A 15,528-nucleotide genomic window follows, 5' to 3' on the forward strand; every position below is an offset into this window, starting at 1 on the left:
ATGAGTTCCACGTTATTGGCTCCATCTATAGTTTCAACAGTAGGATTTCGTCTTGAGACTGCTGTAACTATGCTTATATTAAGATGAGTGAATACGGTGATGTAGGCTATTTTGTAATGACCGGTTAGTCGCCATCGGCTCACTGAGCGTGTTCAGAGGGGTTCAACAGATATCTTAATGACTTAGCCGGTGAATAAACGGGCAGCTCACGCGTCAAATCCGTTTCGCCTGAGAGCCGCTGCCAACTCACCGTCAGGGTCTGCAGAGAACTCAACTAGTGATGACTCTGGTCGTGTTGTTGTATATAGGTCAGCGTCAATATTATCCGGGATTTCATTTGCGTGCGTCTCTTCAACCACAGCAACTGTTATTGTCCGTTTTGTCTCCGCATCATCTGTCTCACTCATTATACTATATATATGAGAAAGCAGGGTATTACTTTTTGCATCTTTCCCCAGGAAATTAAACAGCTGGTCCAGTTCCTTCGAGTTAGACATGTAGATGTAGATACATCCATGATATCATCTCAATCATAATCCAGCACAAGTATGTAAAATCATTACTAGATATGATAGTCAAACTGTGTCAGCTGAGATCATCGCATGAACTAAAGGCAATATTGCTCCGTTTGGGATTTGAACCCAAGTCCTTGCCGTGAGAGGGCAAGATGATTGGCCGGACTACACCAACGGAGCTTGGTATATGAAAGAAATTGTTGGGATAAATAAAACCATTCCGTTTTAAGAAAATCGCATACGCAAAGAGCGTCACATTACGACTTCGCTGGAAAGATACATATGAGTCCTACACCACCTGCAATGCGAACCATGCCACTTGAGATGACACTCGAAAACCGGACAGCAGTAATTACTGGTGGAAGTTCAGGAATCGGTGCAGCAACGGCGAGACGCTTTGCTGCAGCTGGTGCCGATGTTGCATTACTTGCCAGACGCAAAGACCGCCTCAGTGAGCTTGCCGAAGAACTAACAGCTAAGCATAATACTGAGACGCTTACCATGCCGACAGATGTTCGAGAGGTAACCGCGGTTGAGGCGGCGATTGAGGCAACTGTCGAGCGATTCGGTGGGATTGATATTGCTGTTGCCAATGCAGGACTTGCCCGCGGGAGTGACGTTGAGTCAATGTCGACAGAGTCATATCGAGCAATGATGGACACAAACGTTGATGGAGCATTTTTTCTCACAAGAGCAGTGCTCAATCATCTTCGCGATAGTGAGGGAACACTTGTCTTTGTTGGGAGTTTCGCGGGTGAGTATCCGCGACCATTCAATCCAGTGTACGCTGCTTCAAAATGGTGGATCCGAGGGTTTGCAAAAAGCGTCGCTGCGCAAGTTGGTGACACAGGAGTCGGAGTTAGTGTTATCAATCCCTCTGAGGTTCGCACAGAATTCGATGTCGAAGGAAAACAGTTTAGTGATCGATTCGAACAAGGTGAGGTGACAGAACCCGAGGAAGTCGCAGAAGCTATTACTTTTGCCGCCGCACAAGAATATTCAACCGTTCAAGAACTGGATATCTATCGTCGTGACAAATATACTGAATGGTGAGCCGTCTCAGGATTTAAACAGAGTCTTCGTTGGAATTAGATAGCAGTATTATCTTTCTTGTCAGTCAGATATCAGACAAGCACGATCGTAGAAGAGTTACGTCATAGAGCCGATATGTAGTATAGATACGACTCTTGTTGCTTTTCAGTATTGTTAAGATTCGTCGTTACCCTCATATTCCGCGAGAATAGGCTCGATATCGCTGTCACTGCGGACCCGGTATCCATCCGCATCAACAATGCCGACGCATACCTCAGACGCAGTCAATTCTGCATCAGTCTCTAATAATGTTCGGACGGCGACATCAACACCATCACCAACAGTAAGATCCTGATTCCATTCTTCCTCAAGGAACGTTTGCAGTTCATCACGACCATTGCCGATTGCCACTGCTTTCCATTCTTGTGGCGCACCAGATGGGTCCGTCTCAAAGAGCCGTGGGTCTGGGTCAGATTTACTTCCGTCGATACCCGCAATAAGCAGTGCCGCACCGAATGGACGTTTTCCACCGATTTGTGTACTCTCTTGAATCTCATCAGAGAGTTCACGCGTCAGTGCCTGAACATCCATCGGTTCACCGTAGCGAAGGCGATTCCGCTGTGCAGCTGTTTGCGCATCATCGATGAGTTTCCGCGCATCTGCCACATGACCTGCGGATGCAGCTCCGATATATTCATCAAGTTTATGTAACTTCTCAACGCTCTCGGCTTCCATCAATGAAGAACTCGTTCGTCGTTGCGCTGCGATAACAACCCCATCGGTCGTTCGGACACCAATACTTGGCGCTCCTCGATTGATTGCTTCACGCGCGTACTCAACCTGATATATTCGTCCATCGGGAGAAAACAGCGATGTACCACGGTCATACGCCTGCTTATCATTACGGTTCATAATGGATTATTAATATCCCCGGACAAATAAAGCCACCACCGTCACACGATGTTACCGGAATCGGTGGTGAATCTCAGTTAATGAGCCTATCTTATCTTAGTACTTGAGGAGTAAACAAAACGGTGGCTCATAATCATATGTATCAAAAAATAATAATTTCCTCTATGTCCTATTGCATGTTACTTTCCGCTGACGTAGATCGTTCATATGTTACAAAATCAAATTTCTCGTGACTTTCACGGGTTACTTCTTTCCATGTATTGTGATCCCACGATGGGAATCTCGTGTCTCCATCATATTCCTCATGTAGCTCTGTCAGGCGTAATCGGTCTGCAACTGAAAGAAACTGCTCGTAAACACCACCGCCGCCTGCAATATAGACAGTCCTAACACCACGCTCACGAGCATCTTCTGATGCTTCATGAATTGCGCTTTGGATAGAGTGTGTGAGGATCGCACCAGGCGGCATATCACGTGACTGAGATGAAAGAACAATACTAGTACGCCCGGGAAATGGTTCACCAAGCGCATCGACGATCGCCTCGTACGTTCGACGACCAAGTATAACGGGATGATCCATTGTTCGCTGTTTGAACTGTTGAAGATCGGCTGGGATGTGCCATGGCATCCCTCCATCTCGACCAATAACGCCGTTTGCTGCAACAGCAGCAATGAGTTCAATATCAATATCAGCGTTGACTTCAATCGCAGTGTCACGGTTGGTATCTTCGTTATTTTGTGAATTTGATTCGCACATGTGCGAGTGGTTACTTGAGTTGAGATCACTCATTATTCAGCCACCGCAAATCGAATCGCTGGCTCAGGATCATATCCACTAAGCTGAATATGTTCAACCCCAAGATTATCTAACGAGACATCATCAATCTCAATCCGTGGTTTTGATCGTGGTTCACGTGCACACTGTTCGAGTAATCCGGGAGTATGATCATATCCCGATCCATCCGATGGCTCTGAGGGCGCGGACTCAATGAGCCATTCACGAATATCGCGATATTCAGCTGGGTCATCAACAGCATCTAGACGCGCTTGGAGAGATTTAATTGTATCTTCCTCACTGTACCATGCGCCGCGATTACCCGTTCCGCAGTAAATGTGTGCATCAACAATAGAGTGTGCAAATGTTCCTGGAGTAAGTCCAGTTTGCTTTGCAACGACCGTGGCAAGTAGGGAGTACGCGGCAATATTGAACGGTATTCCAAGAGCAATGTCGCCAGACCGCTGTGTGAGATGAACGTTTAATCGATTATTTTGAACATTAAATACAAACGTATAATGACACGGTGGAAGCGTTGAAACAGCAGCATTCGCGGGATGCCACGCTGAAACGACAATTCGTCGAGAGTGTGGGTTCTTTTGTAATTGGTCGATTGCATATGCAAGTTGATCGAAGGTTCCATCATCGTTCTGCCAACGATGATCTTCAACTGGCCATGCTTCACCAGGTAACTGTGAGTCCGCTGACGGAATGGGATACCGTCGCCAAAACCGACCATAAGCAGTCTCAAGACGTCCATCATCGTCCGCCCACGCATCCCAGATGCTTGTGTCCTCACGGAGTGAGCGGATATGTTCTTCACCAGAAAGATACCAAATAAATTCAGAGAGAAGTGAGTTCCACCGAGACCCAGAGAGATCCTTTGTCGTCAATAATGGGAACCCATCGCGAAGGTTGACTGTATAATGTTGACTAAACGAGGAGATGGTATCGACACCGGTGCGATTCGGTTTATACTCACCAGAGCGGAGAACATCAGTGACGAGGTCGCGATACTGGTACATAAGCTATCTATAACTATGGCTTTCAGTTATCTGTGTTGATTGTTGCGATGTATAATCCATCGATGATAATCACAGTTGACGGTGCTAGTTTTAATTAAATGTGATAGAATAATTACTCAACGATATCTAATAACCCTCATGTTATGTGAACAGAAAAACCGAAACCATCAGCGATTAGATGTGTAGTATGATACAAAATATAGCCAATAATATTCAAGCATTTACTTCAAACGTGTTTCTCGTCACCGGAGAGACGACTGCACTTATCGATACAGGGGCGAATTTTGATGTTATTTCCCGGATAGAAGAGTATACCGAACACATTGATCGGGTGTATCTTACACATACGCATGCTGATCATATCGAGAACGTCCCGTCAGTCCGTGGTGCATTTGATGTTGAGACATGGGGATATGATACAACACAAGATGTCGTCGACCATGCGATTCAGGACGAAGAGACACTTCCGATCGGGGATGAGACATACATGGCACTTCACACGCCAGGACACAAACCTGATCATCTTTGTTTATACGCCGCTGATGTTGGTGTTTGCTTCGCTGGTGATCTCATTTTCGCTAACGGTAGTTTCGGACGAACCGATCTTGAAGGAGGGAACCGCAAAACACTAATTCAAAGTATCAACCGATTAGCGGACACAGTGACCGATGATCTCACTGCGATTTACACTGGACATGGTCCGGCGATCACATCACACCCACAGGAAGATATCAATATGGCAGCACAGGCTGCCCAAATGCAGTAAGGTGTCTTCATATTTTTAATCATATTACCGATTAATAAATACTTCAGTAGAACATGAATTATGTTCAATAATTAGGTGTCTGCATTGTCAGGAACTGATGCGGTTTCTGTTTCACGCCTGAGTCCAAAATAGCCTGGTTCATCACCAACAGGATCATTGATGACAAGCTCATCAGCATGCTCCATGAGCCATGGAATTGTCCATGCGACAACACGCTCCTCGGTTTCAGATGGAAGGTCAGCGCCTGGGTCTAATCCTTGTAACAGGCGAGCTATCTCATCAACTGTATACATCAATTCAGCATCCAGTATCTCTGCGGGTTCGTATAATTGATATGGATACAGTGTCTCAAATGCATCCTTTGGTCTGGGCATATGGACACTTACTTCTGAATTAACGTGAATACCTGGGGTGACGTAGTCGGTGGGTTTTCAATGGCTAGATAATACGAAAGATAATAATTGTTTCATTCCACCCGTTCGTCCTGACCGCTAGCACAGGTCACTTGTAGGAGTGTGTGAATCAGGATACGAGCTATTATCACAATGAAGATACAGCGACAGTTCAGCGCTACCATACTACCCACAGCCGTTTATGAGCATGCGGGCACAAGCTATGAATAGATATGTTGAGCTCTCTAATTCAAAAATTTCAGTATAAACGTATCGTATGACTGACTCAGCATCGATTATTGATGACTACATTGGGTATTATGAGTGTCAATGCGGCAAGGGATTTCTATCCGAAGCAGACGCCCGAGATCATATCCAGCAATGTTCAGCAATGCCACACGTTGGTACAACGCAGAAGTAATATAATAAGTCGTGAAATAACGAGACGTTAGTTAATTTTCTGTAGATATTGTTATGTTTGTGGATATGTCACTCTCAGAGTGACACGGATACAGCAAAAAAATATAGGATGTTATTCGTCGACGGGCTCCAGCTTTGACGTCAATATAGCCGCGACTTATTCGAAGAGCTCAGTAGCTTGTGCGTACCGTTGGCTTGGCTCTTCCCAATCAACAACCTCGAAGAATGCATCAACGAAGTCACCACGAGCTGGACCGTAATCATGGTAGTATGAATGTTCCCAGACATCCAGCGAGAGGACCGGGTGGGCACCCCAAAAGGCACCTTCATCATGATTATCAACAACAACGTTTCGCAGTTGGTTTGAGAACGAATCGTACACTAAGAGTGCCCAACCGCTTGCATCGCCCGCAGCAGCTTCAAATTCGCCTCTCCAAGCGTCATATGATCCGAAATCCTCCTCAATTCGGTCTCCAAGGTCGCCCGTCGGCTCATCGCCACCTTCCGGTGACATACATTGCCAGAACAAGTCATGGAGAAGATGACCAGAACTGTTATGAGTGACATCGCGAATGGCACCTGCAGACGATGAGAAATCGTTCGAGTCACGATTCTCTTCAAGTTTCGCCTCAGCGTCATTCCACCCGTTTACATACCCTTGTTGATGGGTATCGTGATGCCACGTCAGTACCTGTTCAGACAACTGTGGTTCGAGCGCATCGTATTCATATGGTAATGGATCAAGTTCATAACTCATAATCAATCAGCCTCTACTATATATTGTGTGGTGGTTAGAGTTAAATCTTGAGAGTCACGTGTTAACATACTTCTAAATAGATACCGTTACCATACCGATCAAAGGGTGATACCTGACATCCTCCTCCGCGTAAACGCGGAGGAATCCTGAGCGTGAGCGTGAGCAGTAGCAGTGGAGAGGAGATTGCAGGGTTGCAGTTCAATCCCATTCCACCGAACCGAGCCTCAACCCGGACCCGGCACGGTGAGATGAGAATCCATGTGCATGTAGGATTCACGGACTGTGGCGAGTAGAGTGGGACTGCTGGCGATGGGAGTGCCAAGCCCCGTCCCCGGTACTCCTCTCCTCTCGTCCATCGTGTTCGGACTCCCACAGTTGGTTGTGCCGTTGGGAGTCCGGCAGACTTCGACAGACTTGGAGTGACTGTCTGTGCTGTGTGCAAGCAGTCGGGCAGGGCACTGCATCGATTCAGTCTCGGACCGGACCCGACCCGACCCGACCCGACCGGTCACCTGAGTGGGTCCGATTATTGTCTCATTGCTTGGGGCCGACAGGCCGCCATCGGAGGATTGACTGGAATCGCTCGGTTCCCAGCCTAATTCCTACCCATACGCGGAACTGCCTGTCACTTTCAGTGACGGATTGTGAACTCTCAGAGTGGCTCTCGGAGCGGAGATTGACTCCGACTCCGAGTTCGAACTGTCGGATCCATCTATCCTATCCTATCCTATCCTATCCTGTCCTGTCCTGCGGCTGAAGTCGCAGAGATTCTGCTTGAGTCTGTATAATTCCCTTAACCGTTCCGAGCAGTGTTTTTGATGCTTGGGCATCTTACTCTAATATGAGCGATCACGAAGCAACCGAAGAATCATCTCAGGAATCAACTGATCTGCGGGATCGGAACGTACACGGCAAACCGCTCCAACCATGTGGGCGGGATCCCGATACAGGATATCTTCGGGATGGGCACTGTCGAAGTCTCCGCCGGGATCCTGGTCGACATGAAGTGTGTGCAGTGCTCACACAGGAGTTTCTTGAATACAGCAAATCACAGGGAAATGATCTCACCACACCACGTCCATCATTGAATTTTCCCGGACTCAATCCTGGCGACCGGTGGTGTCTGTGTGTGCCCCGATGGGCTGAGGCACACGAAGCGGACTGCGCACCACCTGTTGTTTTAGATGCAACGAGTGAGGATGTTACCGATGATATTTCACTTTCAACCCTCGAATCATATGCTGCTGAAGAATGGGGAGATCTACCATAATAGCGATTCGGCAGATGATCTGTTGAGTGCTGACTAGTAATCAGCATATCTATACCGATCGGCTTTCACTTGCAGCGATTATGCATCACCGCGGGCGGTTTCAAACATCTCAAGTGCCTTCTCACGCTGTTCGCTATGATCAACAATCGGCGCAGGATAATCCGTATCAAGCCGTGCGCGCTCAGTTGGTGAGAGTTCATGCCACTCATGAATTGTTTCAGCAGAGACTTCTCGCAATTCTGGCACGTGCTGTTTGATATATTCTGCGTCAGGATCATATCGCTCACCCTGGGTCATTGGATTGAAGATTCGGAAGTATGGTTGAGCATCTGTGCCGGTTGAGGCTGCCCACTGCCACCCACCATTATTATTCGCGATATTATGATCAGCGAGATGTTGTCGAAAGTGACCATACCCCTCGCGCCAGTCAATGAGGAGATCTTTCGTCAAGAATGATGCAACAATCATGCGAAGTCGGTTATGCATATACGCTTCAGATTTTAGTTGTCGCATTCCAGCATCAACGATTGGATATCCAGTCTTCCCCTCTTTCCATGCCTGTAGTGCTGCTGGATCATCGGCCCACTGTATTTCGTTCTCATATGTCTTGTAGTTCTCAGTGACGACTTCTGGATTGAAATACAACACATGTGTGTAGAACTCCCGCCAGGCTAGTTGTGACTGAAACTCCTCAACTGATTCAGCTTCAGCATCCGTTATTCCATCAGCTTCTGCGGCAGCAACAGTAGCAGCATACACATCACGAACACCGATAGTTCCAAGTGATAAGTCCGCAGAGAGCCGCGAGACCGCATTGCGCGATGGGTAATCACGGTCATCATCGTATCGGTAGATTCCATCATCGCAAAACGTCGACAATCGGTCATGAGCCGCATTTGTTCCTGCTGGTTGAATGTCTGCAGTTGGCTCCTCAAACCCGAGCGAATCGATTGTCGGAAGTGAATCTCCTGTCGCTTCATCAGGCATCAAAACATCAGCCGCCGGTGCATCAATCGGCGTATCCTTGTCTCGGTCACGCCACTTCTTCCAGAAGTACGTATAGACTGAGTATGGCTCACCCTTGTTTGTTGTAATTGACCCGGGTTCGAAGAAGATTGCATCACGGACCGACTGGTGTGCAATATCACGTTCTGTGAGTGCATCCGCAACCTGTTCATCTCTAGATTGTGCAAACCCAGAGTACTCACGACTCCATACGACTCGGTCAACGTCATATTTGATTGCGAGCTCCGGAAGTACTGATGCAGGATCACCACGCGCAATCAGAAGATCAGAACCACGGTCACGATACCATGAACGCAGTTCAGCTATTGAATCAAGCATGTACTGAACGCGTGCATTTCCATCACGCTCAAGCTCATCATCGTCAAAGATGAAGACAGGAATGACTCCATCCTCATCGGATGATGACTCATGTGACACAGCGCTCGCAGCCTCAGCCAGTCCACGGTTGTCGACACCACGAAGATCACTTCGGTGCCAATAAAGTTGCATAGTTGTTTAATGGATGTCAGCGGATTCAACGTGTCGGTATTGGAATTGTCTCGATTGCCCCCCGACGGTTATCTAATATAGCGAATTTCTCTCCACGACGGCGTTCAAGTAGCTCAAGTAATCGCTCAGCCCACACGAGCTTTGCCGATTTTTGTTCAGTTACGGTTGTATCATCAAAATCCCAGCCGACAAATTGGAGTGATTCTGCGTGCAGTGCATCAGCAAGGAATGCGGCTCGATCACCATCGGTGAATCCACCAGGGTTGCTGACTCCATTGGATGGTGCTGCTTGTGTTGTTGGGATCACAGCATCTCCAGCGAATGTTGGCACCAGATTGCGTATTGCATCGACATTATCTCCATGTGCATGCACAGCGACTGGAGTTCCTTCATGTGTTAGTGTTCGAGCGGTGATTGGATTTTTATCAAGATCAGTTACCATTAAATCAACATCGTACCCTGCTGTGCGGATTGTGTCCGCAGCGGTCGATGCAGCGATAATACGATCCGCAGATTCGACATGCTCGACTGTCTCATCCAGACAGGGTGCTGCGCCGACAATTGCGACCGTGTCACCACTAAATCTCAGCTGGTCAAATGAGTATGGTGAGGATACTGTTGCAAGGATATCTCGAGCCTGCTGGTCTGCTGTCCGGTCGTATCCAAAAGCAGCCAGTATAGACTCATAGATTGGCTCCCACGTGTCGAATGACAGCCCGATATCTACAGTGGGCATGGATTTCTCAATAAAAAATATGGACTAGAGTGGCAACAAGTACCCCTACCCGACTGCCCCTCCAGTACCCAATTCGTTGATTCCAATCGTCGTGATATAAGCTTTCTCGTACAGCACAGCAGTAATTGCTGTGTTCTACGTAGACGTTGTTTTCTCTCAATCATCCACATAATCACGATTATCATCACACACTTACTGGCTAATCTGTCGTGTGATATTTGTGAGTATCTTTGTGAGTGCTGAATCATCGATTGTAGTGGCAATTGTACGCAATGCAGCAGTCGTTCCGGTGAGAAAGACAGCAGCTGGTGCGGAGTCAGCATCCGCGCTCGTTTCCATATTGGCGGTGGACTCAGTTGCAGCGAGGACAATCGCCTCTGACTCTGTTGTGGCGGTATTGAGCTCAGTCATCGCGGATTCTGATAGCCCGACGATTTCGAACGTATGGATGGCTGATGTATTAATAATGTCAGCAGTGTGGTCAATATCAAGTCGATTTAGATGACGAGTTGCTTCCGATGATGTCGTCACATCAAGTTCTTCAGCGGTGATACGGGAGCCATCGTCAGTGGTGATACGGTGACACGCACGCTCAGGCGTGAATGTATCCCCAATCAATGCTGCGTCACGTGTTTCTGCGACATCATGTGTTCGAATAACGTGTGCACCACGTTCAACTGCCAATGAGGTGGCTGCCAATGATACTGAAAGTGCCTCCTCAGTTGAGCGGTCAGCAATAGAGCGAAGGAAATTTTTTCGATTAATCGAGACAAGCATAGGTCGACCATGTCCCCGAAATTCACGAAGCCGTCGAAATGTTTCACGGTCATCTGCAAGGGTCTTTTCTTCAGACCATCCTCCGAAGGCAGGGTCAATAATAGTTTTTTCAGTGAACCCATTCTGCGTAAGCGCCTCATATATCTCATCGACATCCTCAATTGCGCCCGGTCGTGTCAAATCAGGTGGTGACGCCATCTTTCCGACGGCGACATCGTATTCTGAGCAGACTTGCGGCATTTTTGGGTCGGCAAACCCACAGATATCATTCACCATATCAAACCCTTGAGAAAGCGCTGCATCTGCAACTTCATGATATCGGGTTTCAATCGAGAATACAGCATCCCCAGAAACACTTTTGATTGTCTCAATAGCCGTATCAAGTCGTGTTAGTTCCTGTTCAGCAGAGAGGACATCAAATCGTTTATTTGCAGACTCAAGCCCGATATCGACAATGTCAGCACCCTCATCAATCAGTTCAGTATCAACATAACTGGCTGCTGCATCTGGTTCGTGAAACACACTTGGATCATATGGCGACTCCTCAGATATATTGAGAACACCCATGATCCGTGGAGGAGACTCATCACCAATCGACAATCCAGCTGCGTCGACTGATCGCATACATATATCTCGAATGGTAGCTACATATCAGTTGTTACGATATCGCCGACAGCTCGAAGAATAAATATTAACAGACTATGCCAGAATGTGGTTCTGAATCAATTGACGCTGTTTTTATTTGTGGGTATGTTATACGAGTTTAATGAGCAAGGTCAGCATCGGACTCCGAGGGTGGCGCTTTGAGGAGTCGGAGATATTCACTGAAGAGGGTGAATTCCGATCACTTTCTGAGATTCCCGATGATACACGACAACGACTTGTTCGGTTGACCTATCTTCAGGGTGAGCCATGTATGGCGTGTCATTCTGTCTACGGCGATGAGGAGAAACACCGATCCAAAGAAGCGACGATTGTCTACGGTGAGCCAACGTCAGAGGTACTTCTATGTGGCGAGCATGAGGCTGACTTTCTTTATTGGTTCCGCGAGATTAACAATGCAGACACTGCTGGAATAGACGACGTTCAAATGGTGTTTATGCAGTGGTTTGAGAACGGAAACCGATCTCCCGATGGCTATGGTGGGCTCGAGCATGTTGTCACAGACCCAGATTCGCTTCCATCACCACCAGATGCTGATGAATTAACACGAAGGTTGAATGAAGAATATGATGGAAAGCGAAAGCGAATTGATCTCCAGACCGGTGAAATCTCATGGATCGATGAAACTGCCGATACGACTGATGATGAATCTGATCTTGATTTCAGTCGCGACTATCCAACCACATAACCGTTTGTATGCCATCAGAATCGCAGAATATTGTGGTTGTTGTCGTTGAGCCAGAAACACCGGGCAATATTGGAACAATCGCCCGTGCAATGAAGAATTTTGGACTAACTGAGTTATTACTCGTCGACCCTCCACCGATTCCGGACGGAAGCGAAGCGTACGGATTTGCAGGGCATGCACGGGAGGACATCCTTCCGAACGCAAAAACAGTGTCGTTTGATACTGTTGTCAATCAATACCATACAATTGGGACAACCGCAATTACCGCAGAGGATAGCCGCCATCATATCCGATTTCCATACAAAACTCCGTCTGAAGTGTGTGAGGATCTTCAAACTGTCAAAACAGAGACTGCATTGATTTTCGGACGGGAGGGAACTGGACTCACTAATGATGAACTGGCTCGTGTAGATGAAGTATGTTCAATCCCAGCAAGTCAGTCATATCCGGTGTTGAATCTCGGGCAGGCGGCAACAGTGCTATTGTATGAACTGCGATCAGTGACACTTACAGAAACACAGCTCCCTGATATTGAGCGTGAGCGTGCTGATGAAGCTGATATTGACCGATTTTATGAGTTCTTTACTGACTTTCTTCACTCCGTTGAAGGGCGTGAGCACAAACGAGAGAAAACAGCACTAATGCTTCGACGTCTGATCGCTCGGGCACACCCAACAAATCGAGAGATATCAACGCTGCTTGGACTGTTTCGGCGAGCAAATGTCCTTCTGGGAGAGCAGACGTACGGCGGGTCAGACCAAACAGACAGTAAAGACGATGCTACCGATATTAACTCGATACCAGAAGATATCATCAATGCGGCTGTTGAATTAACCTCATCACAGCAGAAGGAGAGTAAAACCCAAGATGGTAGTGATAGTTCAATAATCAGGACTAGTTCAGGTTCAGGTTCAGATTCAGATTCAGACTCAATCGATAATGTGAGCGGAGAGTCGAATGCAGAAACGTCTGCGGATACTGATACTGATAATGTTTAATCTCAAGTTATACACTCATTGTATCGTCGAATCATGTTGATTAAGAGTTTTTGAATAATCTGTTGATATATCGAATATCTCACATTTTATTTTGGATCGTCTCACGAAGCACATCACTGACGATTTCGCCATCAGCTTTCCCTCTTAATGCACCCATTGCCTCGCCCATGAGTGCTGAGAATGCAGCCATGCCTTCCTCATCAACCTGCTCAGCGTTTCGTTCAACGACATCTGTGACGGCTGCACGGACTTCTGATTCGGAGACCCCAGAGAGTCCGGCTGCTTCGACCGCGTCTTCTGCTGAACGGGTTGGGTCCTCTGTAAGCTTTGTAAGCACCGGTCTAACGCCTTCTTTTGCGAGTTCACCATCCGAGACAAGTTGCATCAGAGAAAGAAGGCTATCATCATCCAGTGTCTCAACTGCGACTCCATCTCGACGAAGTTCAGTAAGTGTTGCAGTCAATAACCCAGCGGTGAATGTTGGGTCAATGCCCATCTCAACAGCAGTTTCAAATAGCGGCATTCGGCGTCCATAAGCAATCTGCTCTGCAAGCCCTGAATCAAGATCAAGCTCAGACTGATAACGCTCAACGCGTTCAGTTAGCAGTTCTGGAGTTTCAATCTCATCAACATCAAATGTTACTGGCGGAACGTCAGTCTCTGGGTACATACGTGCTGCTCCCGGTAGCGGTCGAAGGTATCGTGTGGTTCCGTCATCGTTCGCATCGCGTGTTTCTTCAGGGACGCCAGATATTGCGTCTGTAGCCCGTTCGGCAACCGCTACTGCTGCTTGCTCAGCCGTTTCAGGATCTGCAGCAACCATTGCAACGGCATCGTCTTCTCCAGCATCGACTGCTGAATAAAGCGCATCAAGTTCAGATTCACTGATACCATATGCAGGTAGCTCATCCGTATGGAATATTCCACCAGCACCATGGCGACCAGCATGGTCTGAAAGCTCCGTTCCAAGCCGCCGATCTGGTTGGAGTTCCCGACCGACAAGCTCATCAAATCCATATAGCGGTACCGCAGCAACTATGCCATCATCAGCAAGTGTACTCGTGATTACTCCCGAGTCAGTGTCCGTAAACACCGCTGAAACATCCTGTATCTCACCAACATTGGCATCACGACGGGTCAGTTCCGCTTGAATATCAACGAGCGCAACCTGTCGAGCGACTTCTTGACGGACAATCTCATCAATCTGATCAAGTGCCTGTACTCCTTTGATCTCAACACGGGCTCCATCAGCAATCGAAACGTTCACGTCCTGTCGAATTGTGCCAAGCCCACGCTTGACAGACCCGGTTGACCGAAGTAACATACCAATCTGTTCGGCAGCATCTTGCGCCTGTTCAGGGGTTGCGATGTCAGGACGTGTACCAATCTCAACAAGTGGAATACCGAGTCGGTCCAATGAAAAAGTCACCGCATCATCACGCTCCTCAATACGCTGAGCAGATTCTTCCTCAAGTAAAAGATCCTCGATCCCCACTGCTCCAGCGTCAGTCTGAATCTCCCCATCTTGGGCTATAAGTGTCGAGCGCTGGAACCCGGACGTGTTTGACCCATCGATGACGAGTTTTCGCATCACATGCGCTTGATCAACCGGTTCCATCCCGAGAAGGTCAGCAATCTGAAGAGCGACGTGTTGTGCTTCCGTGTCAAGCCGGTGAGGCGGCTCTTCATCTGCCTCAACAAGACACGTCGAATCGTAACCAAGATACTCAAATTCGCGCTTTACTTGACTCTCCTCAAGTGCCGCCTCATCAAGCTCACCAAGTTCACTCGTTGTTGGGTGGAGATACCGAGTGAATGAATAACTCGCTGTCTCAGGTTCACGACTCCGTGTTGGACACCCACAAAATAACTTTGTTTCAGTATCGAGCTGTTGATGAATCTCTAACCCCGCAACAAGACCAAGATCGGCGTAATCATACTCAGCGTCATCATCACCAGTAGTGGTCTTCTGAGAATCCATATCACTATCAGCTGAGCTGGCAGTCATTGTTTGTCTATCTACACTAGTAGAATAAAAAGGTTCAATTGGAGCGATTGGGATACGTAGGACTAATTCAATAAAGAATATTCCCAATAAAACCGCCAGATAAATTATCTATTCAACAAACACGAAGTCCATCGCCAATGCCACTGCCCTGTTCACACTCGGGGCAGACATAATGCCAGCCGTCATCAGTTGCCTGACCCTCAGGAAACTCCGCTCCGCATCGTCGACACTCTAACTTATCCCGTCCAGTCTTGCGTTCATGCTGTAATACAGGCATAA

The 15,528-nt window shown here is 47.6% G+C and carries 15 protein-coding genes, 1 tRNA gene and 1 pseudogene; 5 read left to right on the plus strand and 12 right to left on the minus strand.

All coding sequences use genetic code 11. From position 1 onward, the window contains the following. Positions 1-206: 206 nt before the first annotated feature. Both J07HQW2_RS04230 and J07HQW2_RS04235 read right to left on the minus strand, forming a co-directional pair. Positions 207-407, minus strand: a complete 201-nt coding sequence (locus tag J07HQW2_RS04230) for a hypothetical protein (protein WP_021054134.1) — start codon at positions 405-407, stop codon at positions 207-209. Positions 408-620: 213 nt separating this feature from the next. Continuing rightward, positions 621-695: transfer RNA gene (locus J07HQW2_RS04235), tRNA-Glu, on the minus strand. Between the two features lie 123 nt (positions 696-818). Here J07HQW2_RS04235 and J07HQW2_RS04240 point away from each other — a divergent pair. After that, positions 819-1,568 (plus strand): SDR family oxidoreductase, encoded by a 750-nt coding sequence (locus J07HQW2_RS04240; RefSeq protein WP_048075144.1) that lies wholly within the window; start codon positions 819-821, stop codon positions 1,566-1,568. Positions 1,569-1,721: 153 nt separating this feature from the next. Here the strand turns inward: J07HQW2_RS04240 and J07HQW2_RS04245 are convergent, their stop codons facing one another. The 3 genes from J07HQW2_RS04245 to thyA all read right to left on the minus strand — a co-directional run bounded on the left by J07HQW2_RS04245 (position 1,722) and on the right by thyA (position 4,259). After that, on the minus strand, positions 1,722-2,459 hold the full coding sequence (locus J07HQW2_RS04245; protein ID WP_021054136.1) for an archaeal proteasome endopeptidase complex subunit alpha: 738 nt from the start codon (positions 2,457-2,459) through the stop codon (positions 1,722-1,724). A gap of 169 nt (positions 2,460-2,628) precedes the next feature. Further along, a complete protein-coding gene (locus tag J07HQW2_RS04250) occupies positions 2,629-3,216 on the minus strand; it encodes a dihydrofolate reductase (RefSeq protein ID WP_021054137.1) in 588 nt (195 codons plus the stop codon). Positions 3,217-3,248: 32 nt separating this feature from the next. Continuing rightward, positions 3,249-4,259 (minus strand): thymidylate synthase, encoded by a 1,011-nt coding sequence (thyA, locus tag J07HQW2_RS04255; RefSeq protein WP_021054138.1) that lies wholly within the window; start codon positions 4,257-4,259, stop codon positions 3,249-3,251. 187 nt (positions 4,260-4,446) lie between these two features. On the opposite strand from thyA, the gene J07HQW2_RS04260 reads away from it, so the two are divergent. Then, positions 4,447-5,025 (plus strand): MBL fold metallo-hydrolase, encoded by a 579-nt coding sequence (locus tag J07HQW2_RS04260; RefSeq protein WP_021054139.1) that lies wholly within the window; start codon positions 4,447-4,449, stop codon positions 5,023-5,025. Between the two features lie 71 nt (positions 5,026-5,096). Here J07HQW2_RS04260 and J07HQW2_RS04265 read toward each other — a convergent pair whose 3' ends face one another. Continuing rightward, positions 5,097-5,399, minus strand: a complete 303-nt coding sequence (locus J07HQW2_RS04265; protein ID WP_021054140.1) for a DUF5827 family protein — start codon at positions 5,397-5,399, stop codon at positions 5,097-5,099. Positions 5,400-5,994: 595 nt separating this feature from the next. Further along, complete coding sequence (gene sod / locus J07HQW2_RS04270; RefSeq protein ID WP_021054142.1) at positions 5,995-6,594, minus strand: superoxide dismutase; 600 nt, start codon at positions 6,592-6,594, stop codon at positions 5,995-5,997. 841 nt (positions 6,595-7,435) lie between these two features. Here sod and J07HQW2_RS04275 point away from each other — a divergent pair. Beyond that, entirely contained in the window at positions 7,436-7,864 is a 429-nt protein-coding gene (locus J07HQW2_RS04275) for a DUF2237 family protein (protein ID WP_021054143.1), read from the plus strand. Between the two features lie 78 nt (positions 7,865-7,942). On the opposite strand, the gene J07HQW2_RS04280 is transcribed toward J07HQW2_RS04275, so the two are convergent. The 3 genes from J07HQW2_RS04280 to folP form a co-directional block, all read right to left on the minus strand. Next, the gene (locus tag J07HQW2_RS04280) at positions 7,943-9,379 is read right to left on the minus strand and encodes a cryptochrome/photolyase family protein (protein ID WP_021054144.1); all 1,437 of its coding nucleotides are present in this window, start codon (positions 9,377-9,379) and stop codon (positions 7,943-7,945) included. 25 nt (positions 9,380-9,404) lie between these two features. Next, entirely contained in the window at positions 9,405-10,115 is a 711-nt protein-coding gene (locus J07HQW2_RS04285) for a 6-hydroxymethylpterin diphosphokinase MptE-like protein (protein ID WP_021054145.1), read from the minus strand. Between the two features lie 192 nt (positions 10,116-10,307). Then, positions 10,308-11,516, minus strand: a complete 1,209-nt coding sequence (gene folP, locus J07HQW2_RS04290) for a dihydropteroate synthase (RefSeq protein WP_021054146.1) — start codon at positions 11,514-11,516, stop codon at positions 10,308-10,310. Between the two features lie 142 nt (positions 11,517-11,658). Between folP and J07HQW2_RS04295 the strand changes: the two genes are divergently transcribed. Together J07HQW2_RS04295 and J07HQW2_RS04300 are read left to right on the plus strand one after the other, a co-directional pair. After that, positions 11,659-12,243, plus strand: coding sequence for a DUF8114 family protein (locus J07HQW2_RS04295; protein ID WP_021054147.1), 585 nt, complete (start codon positions 11,659-11,661; stop codon positions 12,241-12,243). A gap of 8 nt (positions 12,244-12,251) precedes the next feature. Then, positions 12,252-12,974: pseudogene (locus J07HQW2_RS04300) on the plus strand (RNA methyltransferase); the annotation flags it as partial. Positions 12,975-13,320: 346 nt separating this feature from the next. Here J07HQW2_RS04300 and gatE read toward each other — a convergent pair. Together gatE and J07HQW2_RS17685 are read right to left on the minus strand one after the other, a co-directional pair. Beyond that, complete coding sequence (gene gatE, locus J07HQW2_RS04305; protein WP_048075471.1) at positions 13,321-15,222, minus strand: Glu-tRNA(Gln) amidotransferase subunit GatE; 1,902 nt, start codon at positions 15,220-15,222, stop codon at positions 13,321-13,323. Between the two features lie 139 nt (positions 15,223-15,361). After that, entirely contained in the window at positions 15,362-15,526 is a 165-nt protein-coding gene (locus J07HQW2_RS17685; protein ID WP_021054150.1) for an HVO_2901 family zinc finger protein, read from the minus strand. Positions 15,527-15,528 lie beyond the last annotated feature (2 nt).

Source organism: Haloquadratum walsbyi J07HQW2, from assembly GCF_000415985.1.
GTDB lineage: Archaea > Halobacteriota > Halobacteria > Halobacteriales > Haloferacaceae > Haloquadratum > Haloquadratum walsbyi_B.

Excerpts from the sequence above, each read along its gene's own strand:
- J07HQW2_RS17685 (WP_021054150.1), bottom strand. The coding sequence starts at position 15,526 with ATGCCTGTATTACAGCATGAACGCAAGACTGGACGGGATAAGTTAGAG.
- J07HQW2_RS04275 (WP_021054143.1), top strand. The coding sequence starts at position 7,436 with ATGAGCGATCACGAAGCAACCGAAGAATCATCTCAGGAATCAACTGAT.
- J07HQW2_RS04280 (WP_021054144.1), bottom strand. The coding sequence starts at position 9,379 with ATGCAACTTTATTGGCACCGAAGTGATCTTCGTGGTGTCGACAACCGT.
- sod (WP_021054142.1), bottom strand. The coding sequence starts at position 6,594 with ATGAGTTATGAACTTGATCCATTACCATATGAATACGATGCGCTCGAA.
- gatE (WP_048075471.1), bottom strand. The coding sequence starts at position 15,222 with ATGGATTCTCAGAAGACCACTACTGGTGATGATGACGCTGAGTATGAT.
- J07HQW2_RS04250 (WP_021054137.1), bottom strand. The coding sequence starts at position 3,216 with ATGTGCGAATCAAATTCACAAAATAACGAAGATACCAACCGTGACACT.
- folP (WP_021054146.1), bottom strand. The coding sequence starts at position 11,516 with ATGCGATCAGTCGACGCAGCTGGATTGTCGATTGGTGATGAGTCTCCT.
- J07HQW2_RS04265 (WP_021054140.1), bottom strand. The coding sequence starts at position 5,399 with ATGCCCAGACCAAAGGATGCATTTGAGACACTGTATCCATATCAATTA.
- J07HQW2_RS04295 (WP_021054147.1), top strand. The coding sequence starts at position 11,659 with ATGAGCAAGGTCAGCATCGGACTCCGAGGGTGGCGCTTTGAGGAGTCG.
- J07HQW2_RS04240 (WP_048075144.1), top strand. The coding sequence starts at position 819 with ATGCGAACCATGCCACTTGAGATGACACTCGAAAACCGGACAGCAGTA.
- J07HQW2_RS04285 (WP_021054145.1), bottom strand. The coding sequence starts at position 10,115 with ATGCCCACTGTAGATATCGGGCTGTCATTCGACACGTGGGAGCCAATC.
- thyA (WP_021054138.1), bottom strand. The coding sequence starts at position 4,259 with ATGTACCAGTATCGCGACCTCGTCACTGATGTTCTCCGCTCTGGTGAG.
- J07HQW2_RS04260 (WP_021054139.1), top strand. The coding sequence starts at position 4,447 with ATGATACAAAATATAGCCAATAATATTCAAGCATTTACTTCAAACGTG.
- J07HQW2_RS04230 (WP_021054134.1), bottom strand. The coding sequence starts at position 407 with ATGAGTGAGACAGATGATGCGGAGACAAAACGGACAATAACAGTTGCT.
- J07HQW2_RS04245 (WP_021054136.1), bottom strand. The coding sequence starts at position 2,459 with ATGAACCGTAATGATAAGCAGGCGTATGACCGTGGTACATCGCTGTTT.